Consider the following 16,944-nt stretch of genomic DNA (forward strand, 5'->3'; position numbering starts at 1 on the left):
ATTCCCAGCGTCGGGCTATATCCCCTCCACCCCGCCTGCGGCGCGGTCCCCCTCCCCGAGCAAGCTCGGGGAGGAGAGGGGTAGTGTCTCCTCCCCGGCACGGGGAGGAGAGTCCTCAGCTCTCGATGAAGGCGAGGAGGTCGGCGTTGATCACGTCGGCGTGGATCGTGAAGGCGCCATGGGGATAGCCGGGATAGATTTTGATCTGGCCATGCTTCAGCAGCGTGATGCCGATCTCGGCCGAATCCTTGATCGGCACGACCTGATCGTCATCGCCGTGCAGGAGCAGCACCGGCACGTCGACCGACTTCAGATCTTCGGTAAAGTCGGTTTCGGAGAAGGCCTTCACGCAATCGACATGGGCCTTGATGCCGCCCATCATGCTCTGGCGCCACCAATTGTCGATCACGCCCTGGATCGGCGTCGCGCCCGGGCGGTTGAAGCCGTAAAACGGGCCGGACGCGACATCGCGGTAGAATTGGGCGCGGTTGAACGCGGTCTGCTGACGGAAATCGTCGAACACCTCGATCGGCAGGCCGCCCGGATTGGCATCCGATTTCAGCATCACCGGCGGCACCGCGCTGATCAGCACGGCCTTGGCGACGCGGCCGGGCTTGGCGCGCGCGACATAATGGATCACTTCGCCGCCGCCGGTGGAATGGCCGATATGGATCGCGCCCTTCAGGTCGAGATGGTCGGTCAGCGTCGCCACGTCCGCGGCATAGGTATCCATCTCATTGCCCGTGTCCGTCTGCGTCGAACGGCCATGGCCGCGCCGATCATGCGCGATCACGCGATAGCCCTTCTGCAGGAAGAACATCATCTGATTGTCCCAATCGTCGGCGCTGAGCGGCCAGCCGTGATGGAACATGATCGGGGTCGCATCCTTCGAACCCCAGTCCTTGTAGAAAATCTCGGTTCCGTCGGCGGTGGTCACATACGGCATGACGAATCTCCCTGGCTTTCGCGCATTGCGATGACGCAACTGTGCGACGAATGGATGAATTGGCAAAGTACCCAAAAGGGTAATGGTGAATTGTGATCGGACACGCCATGTTGGGTGCGCTGTCCTTGCCCCCGACATGTAGGCGTCGGCGTTGTCACCAGATATCCGTCTCAAGGAATCCTCATGAACGATAGTCCCGTTTGGTTCATTTCGGGCTGTTCGACCGGCTTCGGCCACGCGCTCGCCCAGCGGGTGCTGGATCGCGGCTGGCGTGCCGTCGTCACCGCGCGCGATGCCGGTCGCGTCGCGGATCTCGCCGCCCCCTATGGCGATCGCGCGCTGGCCATGGCGCTGGACGTGGCGGATCAGGCGCAGATCGCGGCTGCCGTGGCCGCCGCGCACGATCGGTTCGGGCGGCTCGACGTGCTCGTGAACAATGCGGGCTATGGCTATCAGGCCAGCATCGAGGAAGGCGACGAGGCCGAGATCCGCGCCCAGTTCGACGTCAACGTCTTCGGCCTGTTCGCGCTGACCCGCGCGGTGCTGCCGGGCATGCGGGCGCAGCGCCGCGGCCATATCCTGAACATCACATCGGTCGCCGGCCATGTCGGCTTTCCGGGCTCCGGCTATTATGCGGCCTCCAAACATGCGGTGGAGGGCGTGTCCGATGCGTTGCGCGCCGAAACGGCGCCGCTCGGCATCAAGGTGACCTGCGTGGCGCCGGGCCCGTTCCGCACCGATTGGGCGGGCCGATCGCTGCGCCAGACGCCCAATCGCATCGCCGATTATGCGGAAACGGCGGGCAAAAGGCTGGACAGCACCAAAGCGATCAGCGGCACCCAGGCGGGCGATCCGGTGCGCGCCGGCGACGCGATGATCGCGCTGACCGAAATGGCCGATCCGCCCAGCAATATCGTGCTCGGCGCCTGGGGCTATGACGCGGTGACCAAGGCCTTGCGCGATCGGCTGGCGACGATCGAGGGCCAGCGCGACCTGGCTTTGGGTACGGATTATCCGGACGGGGAGGGCTGATGGTCCGACGGCCCGAGCGCACAACCCCGTCATGCTGAACTCGTTTCAGCATCTATCGTGCCCCCGGCGGCGTCGCTCGCGGAGGTTTGGACCCTGAAACAAGTTCAGGGTGACGGTGGAATTTGGGTCGATGCCGCGCGACCCAAGACGGCGCCCTCGTCGTCATGCTGAACGTGTTTCAGCATCCATCGCGCCCCCGGCGATGTCGCTCGAGGAGCGTTGGACCCTGAAACAAGTTCAGGGTGACGGTGGAATTTGGGTCGATGCCGCGCGACACAAGACCGCGCCCTCGCCCGTCATGCTGAACTCGTTTCAGCATCCATCGTGCCCCCGGCGATGTCGCTCGCGGAGAATTGGACCCTGAAACAAGTTCAGGGTGACGGTGGGATTTGGGTCTATGCCGCGCGACCCAAGACCGCGTTCTCGCCCGTCATGCTGAACGTGTTTCAGCATCCATCGCGCCCCTGGCGACGTCGCTCGAGGAGCGTTGGACCCTGAAACAAGTTCAGGGTGACGGTGGGATTTGGGTCGATGCCGCGCGACGCAAGACGGCGCCCTCGTCGTCATGCTGAACTCGTTTCAGCATCCATCGCGCCCCTGGCGACGTCGCTCGCGGAGCGCTGGACCCTGAAACAAGTTCAGGGTGACGGTGGATTTGGGTCTATGCCGCGCACACGACCGCGCTCTCGCCCGTCATGCTGAACTCGTTTCAGCATCCATCGTGCCCCCGGCGACGTCGCTCGCGGAGAATTGGACCCTGAAATAAGTTCAGGGTGACGGTGGATGTGGGACGGGGTGGCGGGATAGCAGGCCAACATTGGGTGCGGCCTTTGCGCACACCACAAAGCAAAACGCCCGGAGGTTTCCCCCCGGGCGTTTCCTTGTCCGATCGGGCGATCGATCAGCTCGAATAATACATGTCGAATTCGACCGGCGCCGGGGTCATTTCCCAACGTGCCACTTCCGGCCACTTGAGCTCCATATAGCTTTCGATCTGGTCTTCGGTGAACACGCCGCCCTTCAGCAGGAAGGCGTGATCGGCCTTCAGGCTGTCCAGCGCTTCCCGCAGCGATGCGCAGACGGTCGGCACCTGGCTCAGCTCTTCCGGCGGCAGATCATAGAGGTTCTTGTCCATCGCCTCGCCCGGGTGGATCTTGTTCTCGATCCCGTCCAGGCCCGCCATCAGCAGCGCCGCATAGCAATAATAGGGATTGGCCATCGCGTCGGGGAAGCGGAACTCGACGCGCTTCGCCTTGGCGCCCGCACCATAAGGAATGCGGCACGAGGCCGAACGGTTGCGCGACGAATAAGCCAGAAGCACCGGCGCCTCATAGCCCGGCACCAGCCGCTTATAGCTGTTGGTGGTCGGGTTGGTGAAGGCGTTCAGCGCCTTGGCATGCTTGATCACGCCGCCGATGAAGAACAGGCACATGTCGGACAGGCCGGCATAGCCATTGCCGGCGAACAGCGGATTGCCGCCATCCCAGATCGACATGTGCGTGTGCATGCCGGAGCCGTTATCCTTGGCGATCGGCTTGGGCATGAAGGTTACGGTCTTGCCGTAGGCCTGCGCCACCTGCCACACGACATACTTGTAGATCTGCATGCGATCGGCGGTCTGGACGAGCGTGCCGAAGGTCAGGCCCAGCTCATGCTGCGCGGCGGCAACCTCATGGTGATGCTTGTCGCACGGCAGGCCCATTTCCAGCATGGTCGAGACCATCTCGCCGCGGATATCGACGGCGCTGTCGACCGGTGCGACCGGGAAATAGCCGCCCTTGGCGCGCGGACGATGGGCGAGGTTGCCCTGCTCATATTCCTTGCCGGTGTTGGTCGGCAGCTCGACATCGTCGATCTTGTAATAGCTCTCGTTATAGGTCGTATCGAACTGGACGTTGTCGAACATGAAGAATTCGGCTTCGGGCCCGACATAGACCGTGTCGCCGATCCCCAGCGTCTTCAGATAGGATTCGGCGCGCTTCGCGGTCGAACGCGGATCGCGGCTATAGAGGTCGCCGGTCGAAGGCTCGACGATGTCGCACACCAGGATCAGCATCGGCGTGGCCGAGAACGGATCGACCCACACGGCGTCCAGATCCGGCTTCAGGATCATGTCGCTCTCGTTGATCGTCTTCCAGCCTTCGATCGACGAACCGTCGAACATGAAGCCGTCATTCAGTTCGTCCTCGCCAACGACGCCGGCCACCATCGTCAGATGCTGCCACTTGCCCTTGGGATCGGTGAAACGCAGATCGACCCACTCGATCTCCTTCTCCTTGATCATCTTGAGAACGTCGGACGCCTTATTCGCCATTTGAAAGCCTTCCCTTGATCGTCGCCACGGCGACTTCCTTCATCCGTCGCCCCAGCAAAGGCTGGGGCCGCAGTTCGAATATTCCTTCAGCCCAATCCAGGCTCCGCCTCCCGCAATCCTGCTTGTCGTCAGCAGGACGAGGCCGCGGCGCGCCGGCCTTTAGACCGCATCCGCATCCCGCTCCCCGGTCCGGATGCGGACCGCGGTGTCGATGGTGGTGACAAAGATCTTGCCGTCGCCGATGCGCCCCGTCTGGGCGGCATTCTGGATCGCCTCGACCACGCGCTCCGACATCGCATCGTCCACCACCACCTCAAGTTTCACCTTGGGCAGGAAATCGACGACATATTCGGCGCCGCGATACAATTCGGTGTGGCCCTTCTGGCGGCCAAAGCCGCGCGCCTCGGTCACCGTGATGCCGGACACGCCGACTTCATGCAGCGCCTCCTTCACCTCATCGAGCTTGAACGGCTTGATGATCGCCTCGATCTTCTTCACGTCAACGCTCCCCGTCCCGATGGCTGTCGCTTTCAATAAGCGTGCCACATGAGCGCACGCAAGCGCGGCGCGCGATCGGGGCCGCATCTGTAGAACATTGCCCGCAAAGGCGGCACCTGCGCGCCGATCTGCCCTTTTTTGCGGCAGTTGTTCGACGATCTGGATCTATTGCGGACGCGCGATTGGGTCGGGCCCGCAACGATCTGTCCGGCAGAGTCGGGAGGCGAGCCGGAGTCGTCTAGCGCGTGATCCCCAGACCGGCGCGCAGGCGGGTCTGGTGGCGGTTATAGTCGAGCAGATTCTCGCCATAGCCGACGAAGCCCTGCCCGAAGAGATAGAGTTTTGGCGCCCCGCTGAAGAGCGTCGGCAGCGGATAGGAGATCAACGCCTCGGCCGCGCCCTTGCCGCTGCCGGGGTTCAGCCGGCCGCTGGCGCTCAGCTGCATGCCTTCGGGCGTGCCGATCCGTGCCGTCAGGCCGGTATGGCCGCGATAATGCGCGATATCGGGATTGTCGGAACGGTTGCCGACATAGGCCCACAGCTGCGGCCCGATCGCGACATCATAGCCCCGCCAGCGCGTCTTCAGCTCGGGCTCGACATAGACGATGTTGATGCTGCGCGACGCCGCACCCGACCGGCCGTTGGATTGATGGCGCGCGCCGAACCGTCCGCCGATCGCCCAATCGCCGACGGAGGCGAGCCGCGGCAGGCTGTAGTAAAGCTCGGGCATATAATCGATATTGCGGAACGGCGCGGACGCACTGCCCGTGTCCCAGAACATTCGCTGGGTATAGCCGAACATGATCCCGTCGCGCCACGATGTGCGTTCGCCGGCGCGGCCGAACAGCTGATATTTGAAGCTGATCTGCAGGCGGGCGTCGCTGTTCGTGCCGGGCCCGTAGACCGCGTAAATGGGCTCGTAGGCGGACAAATTGGCCAGGAAGGTCCGGTCGCCCGGCTGTTCCAGCGGCCCGGCCGGGCTGGCGGGCGCCGGCATGGTGGGCGACGCGGCCGCAGTCACGGCGGTGGATTGCGGCGCGCCGGGCGCTGGCGGCGTATAAGCGATGGCAATTGCCGGCGCATCCGGCAGCGTCAGCGCAAGCAGGCCCGCGCCGATGCCGGCGGGCGGCGTGAGGCGATAATGCAGGCGGGCGAAACCGGACGGGGAAAGCGCCACGCGGGCCGGCTGATCCGCCGCCCGCTCCAGCCGCACAGCCATGGGCGTGCCGGCGGCGGTGGCAAGCGTGGCGTCGATCGTGTCGGCGACATCGATCGTCTGCGCGGCCGCGGCGTCGTTAGTGACGATCAGCTCGACCGCGATCGCACCGCTGCCGGGATCGACCTGGGTCGAGGCGACGATCGGCGCGCCGGCCGAAGCCGCGGTGGCGGCCACCGGACCAATCGCAAGAAGGCAAAGCAGGGAACGCATCTGGGGCAAGCGCGCCGACGCAGTCGCGGTTCCGTTGCACGGGTGAAACGGTATCGTCGTGGGACTGTATCCTGCTTTTTTGCCGTTTTGTGCCGTGGCCGCCGTGCCGCGCGGTTATGTGGCGCGCGCACCCGCAGGGGCAGGCGGCGTGGTTCGTGGATGCCAGCCTGCGCTGGCATGACGGCGGCGGCGGCGGGGACCGTTTCCGCATACGACCCCTCTCGCGCCTCACACTACACCGTCATCCCAGCGCAGGATGGGGGCCATGGGGTGCCTTCACAACATCGCCGCGCCGGGGTCTGGCGCCTGGTGGATCCGTTTGCAGGCAAAAACGGTGTGTATCGAGGGCTAACGCCGCGCGTCTTCCATGACCTGGGTATAGGTTCTTACAGAGCCGTTCCAGCCGTTCCAAAGCTCCGGCTCCTGCACGTCGCCCGATGCATCATCGACGATGATGGTCCAGTTCATATCCTTGACCATCGTGCCCACGATCCAGCACAGGCGATTGTCGATCTGCTTCACGCCAAAGCTGCCGATATGGAGCGTTATGCCGCATTGCGCGGCGACCGCTCGGGCTTTTGCCACAGCCTCCGCCTCCGACAAAAAAGTGGCGGGCCGCCGCGGCGGTAAAAACAGGTCGTGAACACAGGCAAGAAGGCGACGGATCATAGCTCAGCCTTCCGATTGATCGGGCGTGGACCGGGCCAAGCACCAGATCCTTTCGGGCCTAAGAGTCTTACAGCAGATTGGAGGAGAAAGCTGCCGCCATCCTTGCGTCACTGGTCCCCCGTTGCGAAGGGGGATGCCTGTATGTGTTGGAGATAATTGGTGCGGATGACGGAACGAAGCACGACGCGGCGCAACCTGTTGGGGGGTGTGGCCTGGGCCGGCATCGCGCTTGCGTTCGCACCTTCGGCCTTCGCCGCGCCCGGCAAAGTGGCGATCATCAATCGGCGCACCGCCTTTCCGCTGATCGCCAACGGCGTGCCCGCCGCGATCCTGGTCGATCCCCAGGCGGACAGCGCGGTGCTGCGTGTCGCCGACAGCTTCGCCACCGATCTGCAGCGCGTGAGCGGCCGGGCGGCGGCGCGGGCCGGGCGGGCGGAAGAGGCGAGCAGGCCGCTCGTGATCATCGGCGTGCTCGGCGCCAGCCCGACCATCGACGGGCTGGTCGCGGCGGGCAAGATCGAGGCCGCCGATATTCGCGGCGAATGGGAAGCCTTTCGCCAGATTGTAGTCGACCGGCCCTTCCCCAATGTCGCGCGCGCGCTCGTGATCGTCGGGGCAGACCGGCGCGGGGCGGTGTTCGGGACATACGATCTGTCCGAACGGATCGGTGTCTCGCCCTGGCATTGGTTCGCCGACGTGCCCGTGCGTACGCGCCGCGACATGTGGATCCCGGCGGGGTCGCGGCGCGATCAGCCGCGCGTGCGCTATCGCGGCTTCTTCATCAATGATGAGGATCCCTGCTTCAGCGGCTGGGCCAAGAAGAAGTTCGGCGGCATCAATTCGGCGATGTACGCCCATGTGTTCGAGCTACTGCTGCGGATGAAGGGCAATTATCTGTGGCCCGCCATGTGGGCGCCCAAGGCATTTGCCGCCGACGACCCCAACAACATGATCCTGGCCGATGCGATGGGCGTCGTGATGGGCAATTCGCATCATGAGGTGATGCTGCGCGCCCAGGACGAATGGCATCGCAACACCGACAAGGGCGTGACCGGCGGTGCGTGGGATTACAGCAAGAATGCCGTCAATTTGCGGACCTTTTGGCGCGGCGGGATCGAGCGGATGATGTCCAAGGGCGACGGCAAGGGCTATGAGTCCGTCGTCACCGTCGGCATGCGCGGCGACGGGGACGAGGCGATGGCGGAGGGCACCGCCACCGATCTGCTGGAGCGGATCGTCGCCGATCAGCGCCGCATCATCGCCGACGTTACCGGCAAGCCGGCCGATCAGACGCCGCAAGTATGGGCGCTCTACAAGGAAGTGCAGGAGTATTACGAACATGGCATGAAGGTGCCGGACGACGTCACCCTGCTGTTCGCCGACGACAATTGGGGTCAGATACGGCGCCTGCCCGCGCCCGGCGCGGCCCCGCGCAGCGGCGGCTACGGCGTCTATTATCATTTCGATTATGTCGGTGGCCCGCGCAACTATAAGTGGATCAACACCAACCAGATCGAAAAGGTCTGGCAGCAGATGGACCTGGCCTATCGCCGCGGCGCGCGCGCGATGTGGATCGCCAATGTCGGCGATATCAAGCCGATGGAATATCCGCTCGGCTTCTTCCTGGCGATGGCGTGGAACCCGGATGCGGTGACGCCGGCGACGCTCGCCGCTTATCCCGCCGCCTGGGCCGAGGCGACCTTCGGGCCGGAACAAGCCGACGCGATCGGCGCGATGATCACCGCCTACAGCCAATATGCCGCGCGCCGGAAACCGGAGCTTGTCGATCAGGATAGTTTCCCGCTGGGCGACGCCACGCGCGAAGCGCTGGACGGCGGCGAATTCGGCGACATGGTGGCGCAGTGGGATAGGCTGGAGGCAGAGATGCTGCGCGTCCGCGCCCGCCTGCGCCCGGATCAGATGGACGCCTATTTCCAGCTACTGGAATTCCCGATCGCGGCGATGGCGAACCTCTATCGCCTGTATTACGCGGTCGCCTGGAACCGGAAGCTGGCGTCCAGCAACGATGCGCGCGCCAACCATTTCGCCGATCAGGCCGAGGCCGCCTTCCGCCGCGATGGCGCGCTCACCCGCCAATATCACAGCATCAATGGCGGCAAGTGGGACGGGATGATGGCGCAGGTCCATATGAGCTACGTCATCTGGAACGACCCCACCCAGCAGACCCTGCCCAGCATCATGCGCGTCGGCGGCGATACGCCGGAAAGCAAGCGCGGTATCGCGCCCCGCTTCCGCGCGCGCGCCGCCACGCCGCCGGGCGTGATCGCGATCGAGGCGCCGAACTTCAGCCGCGCGCGCGGCGGCGCCGGCCTGCAATGGGCGGCCGTGCCGCATCTCGGCCGCACCGCCGGCGCGGTGCTGGCGTTGCCGCAGGGGCGCCCAGCCACCCGTGCGGCGGATGGCGTGCGGCTGGAATATGACGTGCGGGTGGATCAGGCCGGCCCGGCGTTGCTGACCCTCTATCTGGCGCCGACGCTGGACACGATCGGCAAGCGCGGCGTCGCGATCGGTGTCTCGATCGACGACGGCCCGGTCATGGCGCTGCGCGCCGAGCTGGAGGCAACGGGCGGGCCGGAGGACACGCCCGGCAAACGCCGCTGGGCGGACGCGGTGCGCGACAATAGCGTCCAGCTGTCCGCCAATATGGGTCCCCTCGGCGTGGGCCGGCATGTCGTGAAGGTGTGGCGCCTGGACGACAATGTCGTGCTGGAAAAACTGGTGCTCAGCACCGCAGCGGTGCCGCCCACTTATCTCGGCCCGCCGGCGTCGCCGTGATGGGAAAGTAGCGCCCTTCCGCCGTCACTCCAGCGAAAGCCGGCGTCCATGGCGTGTGTCGCGGGCGACAGCGTTGGGGCGAGGGTGGCCCGGTGCGGCGATCCGCTCCGCCGGCGCCGGCCGCGCCTTAGAGTATGATGACTTTACGTTCATCCGTTCGTGCCGAGTAGCGACCGAGTTGCCCGCAGGGCGTATCGAGGGCGCGTATCGAGGCATTGGTGATGGTCTCTCGATACGCGCTCTCGACAAGCCTGTCCTGAGCGCCTGCCTCGCAGGCAGTCGAAGGGCTCGATCGCACCTCGAGACGAACGGGTGCTACCAAAGTCACCACGCTGCTAGGGTGTCGAGAAGCAGCTCAGGCTGGCGGGGACGAGCCGGCCGCGGAGTGCGCGGAAGCGGAATTCCGAGGAGAAGACGTCCTCCCCGGCATTGTGGGTGATGCGGACCCGGCATTGGCCGTGCGTGCAGCCGCCGCTGACCCGGTTGGTGCCGCTGTCCAGCGCCGCCAGCGGGGTCGCGAGAAAATCGCCCAGTTTCGGCTTCGGCACGCCCGGGATGACGCCATAGCAGGAGGATGACGGCGGGATCGGCAGGGCCGCGGCCGCCAGCAACAGGCGCAGGGCCGGTTCCGCACCCACCGGCGGCGGGGCGGGCGCAGCCGCGGCCAGCAGGGTTCCGGCCAGCGCCGCCAGGAGGATCCGCGTCATTGCGGCACCGCGTAGAAGAAGCTCACCTTGTCCATGCCTCCATAAGCGCCGCCCATGCGCGTCTTGAACGCGTCCACGGTCGGCTCGCGCCGCACCGCATGGCCACTATTGCCGAAATTATAGACGCAGCCTGAAAAGACGATGCCGACATGCTTGCGCGGCGCATTGCCCATCAGCGTGCCCGCCATGTTCGTGGTCAACGTCACGAACATCAGGATGCCGTCGGTATTCTCCGGCGCGCTTGCCCAGTCACCGCGCGTCGGCAGGCGATTGTACAGCTCGTCGCAGCGGATCGAGGCGCCGGTGTGCCGGGTGCTATATTCCATGTCGCCGCACAACATGCCCAGCTGTATCTCCAGCACGTGCGAGACGAAGTGGGCGCAATGATTTTGCTGCGGCGAATCGAACTTGTTGCCGCAGATCTCGCCAATGCCTTTGCCGACATAGCCATCCAGGATCACCTTGGTCACCGCACGTGCCATCAGTCGCTCCTCTTTATGACGGTCGTCTTATCATCGGCGCGGGGGCAGGGATACTCGGCTGATAGGTGTTTCGTGTGACATGGTCCTGACTGCCGGTTCGCACATTCCGTCCTCCTGCGAAGCGGAACGCGCCCAATTTATCGGCTTTTCCCGATGTGTATTGCGAGATCACGACCCATCGGCTATTCACGATGGATGGACGCCACCGCTGCTCTGGCCGCGCTTGCGGCGCTGTCCCATCCGACGCGGCTCGACGCGTTCCGCCTGCTCGTGCGGCACGAGCCCAATGGCCTGCCAACGGGTGCGCTGGTCGCCGCGAGTGGGTTGAGCCAGAGCACCTTTTCGACCCATCTGGCCGTGCTTGCGCAGGCCGGGTTGGTGACGGCGGAACGACGCGGGCGGCAACAGATTCAGCGCGCCCGCATCGATGGCTTGCGCGCGCTGATGATCTTCCTAGCCAGGGATTGCTGCGATGGCCGCGCCGAATTGTGCGCGCCGCTGCTGGCCGAACTCGCCTGCTGCTGAAGGAGCGATCGTGCCCGTCATTATCTATCACAATCCCGCCTGCGGCACGTCGCGCAACGTACTGGCCCTGATCCGTAACAGCGGTGTCGAGCCGGAGGTGATCGACTATCTGAATACGCCGCCGTCGCGCGCCCGGCTGGTCGAGCTGATCGACCGCGCCGCTATGCGGCCGCGGGACCTGCTGCGCGAAAAGGGGACGCCTTATGCCGATTTGGGGCTCGGCGATCCCGGCCTGAGCGATGACGCGCTGATCGATGCGATGATGGCGCATCCCATCCTGATCAATCGCCCGCTGGTGGAAACGCCCTTGGGGGTGAAGCTGTGCCGCCCGTCGGAAACCGTGCTGGACATCTTGCCGGATCCGCAGCGCGGTGCGCTGGCCAAGGAAGATGGCGAACCGGTCGTCGATGCCAGCGGCAAGCGGATTGCGTAATGGTGACGGTGACCGCCGACGCCCCGGCCCGGAAGCCGATGCGGCTGTTCGAACGCTGGCTTACCGTGTGGGTGGCGCTGTGCATCGTCGCCGGCATCGCGCTCGGCCAGGCGGCGCCGGGCGTGTTCGCGGCGATCGCGTCCGCCGAGCTGGCCCATGTCAATCTGGTCGTCGCCGCGCTGATCTGGCTGATGATCGTGCCGATGCTGCTCAAGATCGACCTGGCTGCGCTCGGTGCCGTGCGCCGGCATTGGCGGGGCGTCGTCGTCACGCTGGTGGTCAATTGGGGCGTCAAACCATTCTCGATGGCGCTGCTTGCCACAATCTTCCTGGGCTGGCTGTTCCTGCCGCTGCTGCCTGCCGGCCAGGCCTCCTCCTATATCGCCGGTCTGATCCTGCTGGCGGCGGCACCGTGCACCGCCATGGTGTTCGTCTGGTCGAACCTGTGCGACGGCGATCCGGGCTATACGCTCAGCCAGGTCGCGCTGAACGACCTCATCATGATCATCCTGTTCGCGCCGCTGGTGGCGCTGTTGCTGGGCGTCGCGTCGGTGACGGTGCCGTGGGATACTTTGCTCCTGTCGGTCGCGCTCTACATCGTCGTGCCGGTGGCCGTGGCGCAATTGGTGCGGCGTGCCGTGATCGCGTCTGGCGGTCAGGATGCGCTCGATCGCCTGCTCGCCGCGCTCGGCCCACTGTCGCTGGTGGCGCTGCTTGCCACGCTGATATTGCTGTTCGGCTTCCAGGGCGAACAGATCGTCGCCCAGCCGTTCGTGATCGGGCTGATCGCGGTGCCGATCCTCCTCCAGGTCTATCTCAATGCCGGCATCGCTTATCTCCTGTCGCGCCGGCTCGGCGTCGCCTGGTGCGTGGCGGCGCCGGCGGCGCTGATCGGCGCTTCCAATTTCTTCGAACTTGCCGTCGCCGCCGCCATATCTTTGTTCGGCCTGACATCCGGCGCGGCGCTCGCCACGGTCGTGGGCGTATTGGTGGAGGTGCCGGTGATGCTGTCGGTCGTCGCGATCGTGAAGCGTACGCGTCCCTGGTATGAAGGAGGGCGCCGTCCGCTCGGCTGACGCCGGCAACATTCGGAAAGATTTCCGCAACATAGGCGAAGCCAATCGCCGCTCCGACCGTTCAGCATCATGAGCACGTTCCGGAGAGCCCATGAAGATGCCCACTTTCGAAGAGCGTGCCGCGCTCCTCGACGCCAGCCGCACGCTCAAGATGGCGCGCTCGGCGCACGCTTATGTGCGGGGCAATACGGTCAAATTCTACGAATGGCTGGCGGCATCGCCGGCAGCGAAGCGGCTGCCGCGCGGGCCGGAATTGTGGATTTGCGGCGACTGTCATCTCGGCAATCTCGGCCCGCTGTCCGACGGCAATGGCCATGTCGAGGTGCAGATACGCGATCTCGACCAGACCGTGATCGGCAATCCGGCGCATGATCTGATCCGGCTCGGTCTGTCGCTCGCCACCGCCGCGCGCGGATCGGATCTGCCCGGCGTCACCACCGCGCGCATGGTGGAGGAGATGGTCGACGGCTACGAACAGGCGCTGGCGGATCGATCGGGCGGCGATGCCGGTGCGGAGCCTGCGGTGGTGCGCACGGTCAAGCGGCGCGCGCTGGGGCGCAAATGGCGCCATCTCGCCCGCGAGCGGATCGGCGATGAAGAGCCGCACATTCCGCTCGGTAAGAAATTCTGGAAGATCGAGCCCGCCGAACGCGCCGCGCTTGAGGAATTATTCTCGGACGAGGCCACCAAGCGGCTGATCCTGGCGCTCGATCCGCACGACGGCGATCGCAGCCTGCGCCTGGTGGATGCGGCCTATTGGATGAAGGGCTGCAGCTCGCTCGGCCTGCTGCGCTATGCCGCGATCATCGAGATTGGCGGCACCAAGGGACGTGCCGATTATGCGCTGGTCGATCTGAAGGAAGCGACCACCTCCGCCGCGCCCGCCGCCGCGGCTGCGAAGATGCCGAAGGACCCGGCCGAGCGGGTCGTGGCCGGCGCGCGCGCGCTGTCGCCGCACCTGGGCGAGCGCATGATCGCCGCCCGGATGATGGACCGATCCGTCTTCATCCGCGAACTGGCGCCGCAGGATCTGAAGCTGGAGGTCGAACAGTTCAGCCAAGCCGAAGCGGTCAAGGCGGCGCGCTATCTCGCCTCCGTCGTCGGCAAGGCGCATGGCCGGCAGATGGACAATGCCGCCCGGGCCGAATGGCGCCGCCAGCTGCTGGACCATCGCGGCGCCGATATCGAGGCGCCGTCCTGGCTGTGGCAGAGCGTCGTCGATCTCTCCGGAACGCATGAATCCGGATATCTGGAACATTGCCGCCGCTACGCGCTGCGCGCCGCGGCGTGAGCAACGCCACGCGCTGATTCACCCGGCCCGCTGCCGCACGGCTGTGCCCGCGCGGCTTGACGCGGCGCCGTGCCCCCGCTTTGTGCCAGCCCGATGCTGAGCCGCATGAACTTCACGGGCGTGTGGCGTAGCTATCAGGCGCGCGTACTGGCCGAAATGGACGTGCATCTGGCCGATAGCCGGCTGCACATCGTCGCCGCGCCCGGATCGGGCAAGACCGTGCTGGGGCTGGAAGCGATGCGCCGGATCGGGCGGCGCGCCTTGGTGCTGTCGCCCAGCATCACGATCCGCGATCAATGGCGCGAGCGGTTGTTCCCGCTTTTCCTGGCGGATCGCGCCGCCTGGGATGCGGACATATCCAGCGATCTGCACGCCCCCGCCGCGATGACGATCACGACCTATCAGGCGCTGCACAGCGCCTTTGTGGAGGGCACGGCGTGGTTCGATCGGCTGATCGCGGCGCTGCAGCGGGACGGGCCGGTGACGCTGATCGTGGACGAAGCGCATCATCTGCGGCGCGAATGGTGGACGGCCGTGTTCGCGCTGCGCGACCGGTTGAAGGATGCGACCCTGATCGCGCTCACCGCGACGCCGCCCTATGACGCGCCCTTCGCCGAATGGACGCGCTACATGGATTTGTGCGGCCCGATCGACAGCGAGATTTCGGTGCCCGAACTGGTGCGCAACGGCGATCTGTGCCCGCATCAGGACCATGTCCACCTCTCGCTGCCCTGCCCGGACGAGCTTTCGCTGGTGACGGCGCGGCGGGAGGCGATCACGCGCTTCGTTGCCGGGCTGCTGGCCGATGCCGACCTGGTCGATTGCCTCGCCGCCCATCCCTGGCTGGTCGCGCCCGCGGCGCATGAGGCGGCGTTGCTTGACCAGCCGGAACTCCTCACCGCGCTCATGATCTTCCTGCACGCCGCCGGGCGCTCTGTGCCCCAGGCCGCGGTCGACATGCTGGGGGTGGGCGATGCGGAGTTGCCGCCGCCGATGGCGGTGTGGCTGGAACGGCTGCTCGACGGCCTGCTCAACGAGCCCGCCACCAAGGCTCAGCTCGGCCCGGCACGGGCGGCGGAGCTGCGGCGCGTGATCGGGACGCTCGGCCTGATCAGCAATGATCGCGTGACGCTGCGCGAAGGCAAGACGATCGTCAACGCGATGGCCGGCAGCGTCGCCAAGCTGGACGGTATCGCCGCGATCGTGCGCGCCGAACAGGAGGCGCTTGGCGCTGCGCTGCGGCTGGTGATCCTGTCCGATCGCATCATCGCCGCCGATCTGCCGACCCGGCCGGACGCGGCGTTCGTGCCGCAGAAACTGGGCGTCGTCCCGATCTTCGAAACGCTGCGGCGGGCGGGGGTGGCGGACGGCGCGATGGCGGTGCTGACCGGCTCGCTCGTCATCCTGCCCGCCGCCGCGATCCCGCTGCTGGAGGCGGACGCGGCATCGCTCGGCATCGATCTGCGGGGCGCGGACCGGCGCACGCTGGCGGGCTGTCCGGGCTATGTCGCCATGGGGATCGGCGGCAGCGAAACCTATCAGCCGGTGTTGCTGATGACGCGACTGTTTCAGCGCGGCGCGATCCGCGTGCTGATCGGCACGCAGGCCTTGCTGGGCGAGGGGTGGGACGCGCCCGTCGTCAACAGCCTGATCCTGGCGAGCAATGTCGGATCCTACATGCTGTCCAATCAGATGCGCGGCCGCGCGATCCGGATCGATCCGGCCGCACCGGACAAGGTCGCGGCAATCTGGCATCTCGCCACGATCGTGCCGCCGACGCCGGACGATCGTTTCGCCGAGCAGAGCGAGCTGTCCGTACTGGCGCGCCGGTTCGATGCGTTCGAGGGCATTGGCAACGGCCAAAGCCTGCGGATCGAAAATGGCGTGGATCGCCTCCTGCTCGATCCGGCGGCCCCCGATCGCCAGAATGCGACAACGCTGGCGCGGGCGCGCGACCGGGCGTGGGTCGCGGCGCGATGGCAGGCCTCGCTCGGCGGGGCGACCCCGCGCAGCCATGTGCGCTGCGTCGCCGAGGCCGCCTATGCGCCGCGCCATCTTGCCTGGAAGGATACGCTGCAGGCGCTGATCACGTCGGGCATCGGCGGCGGCGCCCTGTCCGCGCTGGGCGTAGTGCAGCATTTTACCGGGCTGGGCGGCATCCTCACCTGGGCGACGCTGTTCGTCGCCGTTCTGTTCCTCGGCACGCTGCCGCGCCTGATCGCCGCCTTATGGCTGTGGCGGCGCAACGGCACGCTGGAACGCAGCCTGGCCCAGGTCGGCCGCTGCGTCGTAGCCAGCCTGTGCTTTGCCAAGGCGCTTCGCCGGGAGGAGGGGCAATATGCCGTCATCGTGCAGCGCTCGCTGCGCGGCCAGTGCGACATCCTGGTGGATGGGGCGACCCGCGCCGAGGAACGCGTCTTCCTCGATGCGCTGGGCGAATTGCTCGGGCCGATTCAGAATCCGCGTTACCTGCTGGTCCGCACCGGCGGCCGCTGGGGCGGGCGCCAGGTCGATTATCACGCGGTGCCGGCCCTGCTCGGCGCACGCAAGGAGATTGCCGAGCATTTCCTGGCCCAATGGCGCCGCCGCGTCGGGACGTCGCACCTGATCTTCGCGCGCACCGCCGACGGCCGCCGCGCCTTGCTGCGCGCCCGCGTGATGTCCTTCGCCGCCGCGATGCAGCGCCCGTTCCAACGCCGCTCCGTCTGGATGTAGCGCGTCGGACGGACACGTTCGCCCGTGTCAC

At 66.1% G+C, this 16,944-nt stretch carries 14 protein-coding genes; 7 read left to right on the forward strand and 7 right to left on the reverse strand.

All coding sequences use genetic code 11. The annotated features are described in order from the left end of the window. Positions 1-115: 115 nt before the first annotated feature. Entirely contained in the window at positions 116-946 is an 831-nt protein-coding gene (locus ACSBM8_RS00880) for an alpha/beta fold hydrolase (protein WP_442679793.1), read from the reverse strand. A gap of 183 nt (positions 947-1,129) precedes the next feature. Here ACSBM8_RS00880 and ACSBM8_RS00885 point away from each other — a divergent pair, with 183 nt between their 5' ends. Continuing rightward, complete coding sequence (locus ACSBM8_RS00885; protein WP_442679794.1) at positions 1,130-1,978, forward strand: oxidoreductase; 849 nt, start codon at positions 1,130-1,132, stop codon at positions 1,976-1,978. 901 nt (positions 1,979-2,879) lie between these two features. Here the strand turns inward: ACSBM8_RS00885 and glnA are convergent. The 4 genes from glnA to ACSBM8_RS00905 form a co-directional block, all read right to left on the reverse strand. Next, positions 2,880-4,292: a type I glutamate--ammonia ligase gene (gene glnA, locus ACSBM8_RS00890; RefSeq protein WP_442679795.1), complete on the reverse strand. Its 1,413-nt coding sequence runs from the start codon at positions 4,290-4,292 to the stop codon at positions 2,880-2,882. Positions 4,293-4,451: 159 nt separating this feature from the next. Further along, positions 4,452-4,790: a P-II family nitrogen regulator gene (locus ACSBM8_RS00895; RefSeq protein ID WP_442679796.1), complete on the reverse strand. Its 339-nt coding sequence runs from the start codon at positions 4,788-4,790 to the stop codon at positions 4,452-4,454. Between the two features lie 238 nt (positions 4,791-5,028). Further along, positions 5,029-6,183 carry a phospholipase A gene (locus tag ACSBM8_RS00900; protein WP_442679797.1) on the reverse strand — a complete coding sequence of 385 codons (1,155 nt, stop codon included), beginning with the start codon at positions 6,181-6,183 and terminating at the stop codon, positions 5,029-5,031. A 384-nt stretch (positions 6,184-6,567) separates the two neighbouring features. Further along, the gene (locus ACSBM8_RS00905) at positions 6,568-6,804 is read right to left on the reverse strand and encodes a hypothetical protein (protein ID WP_442679798.1); all 237 of its coding nucleotides are present in this window, start codon (positions 6,802-6,804) and stop codon (positions 6,568-6,570) included. Positions 6,805-7,053: 249 nt separating this feature from the next. Between ACSBM8_RS00905 and ACSBM8_RS00910 the strand changes: the two genes are divergently transcribed. Then, positions 7,054-9,684: a glycosyl hydrolase 115 family protein gene (locus ACSBM8_RS00910; RefSeq protein ID WP_442679799.1), complete on the forward strand. Its 2,631-nt coding sequence runs from the start codon at positions 7,054-7,056 to the stop codon at positions 9,682-9,684. A 335-nt stretch (positions 9,685-10,019) separates the two neighbouring features. Here the strand turns inward: ACSBM8_RS00910 and ACSBM8_RS00915 are convergent, their stop codons facing one another. Both ACSBM8_RS00915 and ACSBM8_RS00920 read right to left on the reverse strand, forming a co-directional pair. After that, positions 10,020-10,391 (reverse strand): hypothetical protein, encoded by a 372-nt coding sequence (locus ACSBM8_RS00915; protein ID WP_442679800.1) that lies wholly within the window; start codon positions 10,389-10,391, stop codon positions 10,020-10,022. Beyond that, a complete protein-coding gene (locus ACSBM8_RS00920) occupies positions 10,388-10,873 on the reverse strand; it encodes a hypothetical protein (RefSeq protein ID WP_442679801.1) in 486 nt (161 codons plus the stop codon). Before ACSBM8_RS00920 ends, ACSBM8_RS00915 begins: the two co-directional genes overlap by 4 nt. A gap of 195 nt (positions 10,874-11,068) precedes the next feature. Here ACSBM8_RS00920 and ACSBM8_RS00925 point away from each other — a divergent pair, with 195 nt between their 5' ends. The 5 genes from ACSBM8_RS00925 to ACSBM8_RS00945 all read left to right on the forward strand — a co-directional run bounded on the left by ACSBM8_RS00925 (position 11,069) and on the right by ACSBM8_RS00945 (position 16,913). Beyond that, entirely contained in the window at positions 11,069-11,398 is a 330-nt protein-coding gene (locus tag ACSBM8_RS00925; protein ID WP_442679802.1) for an ArsR/SmtB family transcription factor, read from the forward strand. A gap of 10 nt (positions 11,399-11,408) precedes the next feature. Further along, on the forward strand, positions 11,409-11,831 hold the full coding sequence (arsC, locus tag ACSBM8_RS00930; protein ID WP_442679803.1) for an arsenate reductase (glutaredoxin): 423 nt from the start codon (positions 11,409-11,411) through the stop codon (positions 11,829-11,831). After that, entirely contained in the window at positions 11,831-12,907 is a 1,077-nt protein-coding gene (gene arsB, locus ACSBM8_RS00935; protein WP_442679804.1) for an ACR3 family arsenite efflux transporter, read from the forward strand. The genes arsC and arsB overlap by 1 nt, the downstream gene beginning before the upstream one ends. 91 nt (positions 12,908-12,998) lie before the next feature. After that, positions 12,999-14,198: a DUF2252 family protein gene (locus ACSBM8_RS00940; RefSeq protein ID WP_442679805.1), complete on the forward strand. Its 1,200-nt coding sequence runs from the start codon at positions 12,999-13,001 to the stop codon at positions 14,196-14,198. 69 nt (positions 14,199-14,267) lie between these two features. Next, the gene (locus ACSBM8_RS00945) at positions 14,268-16,913 is read left to right on the forward strand and encodes a DEAD/DEAH box helicase family protein (RefSeq protein ID WP_442679806.1); all 2,646 of its coding nucleotides are present in this window, start codon (positions 14,268-14,270) and stop codon (positions 16,911-16,913) included. The last annotated feature ends 31 nt before the right edge of the window (positions 16,914-16,944 follow it).

Origin of the sequence: Sphingomonas sp. ASY06-1R, from assembly GCF_052180265.1 — a bacterium.
Classification (GTDB): Bacteria; Pseudomonadota; Alphaproteobacteria; order Sphingomonadales; family Sphingomonadaceae; genus Sphingomonas_I.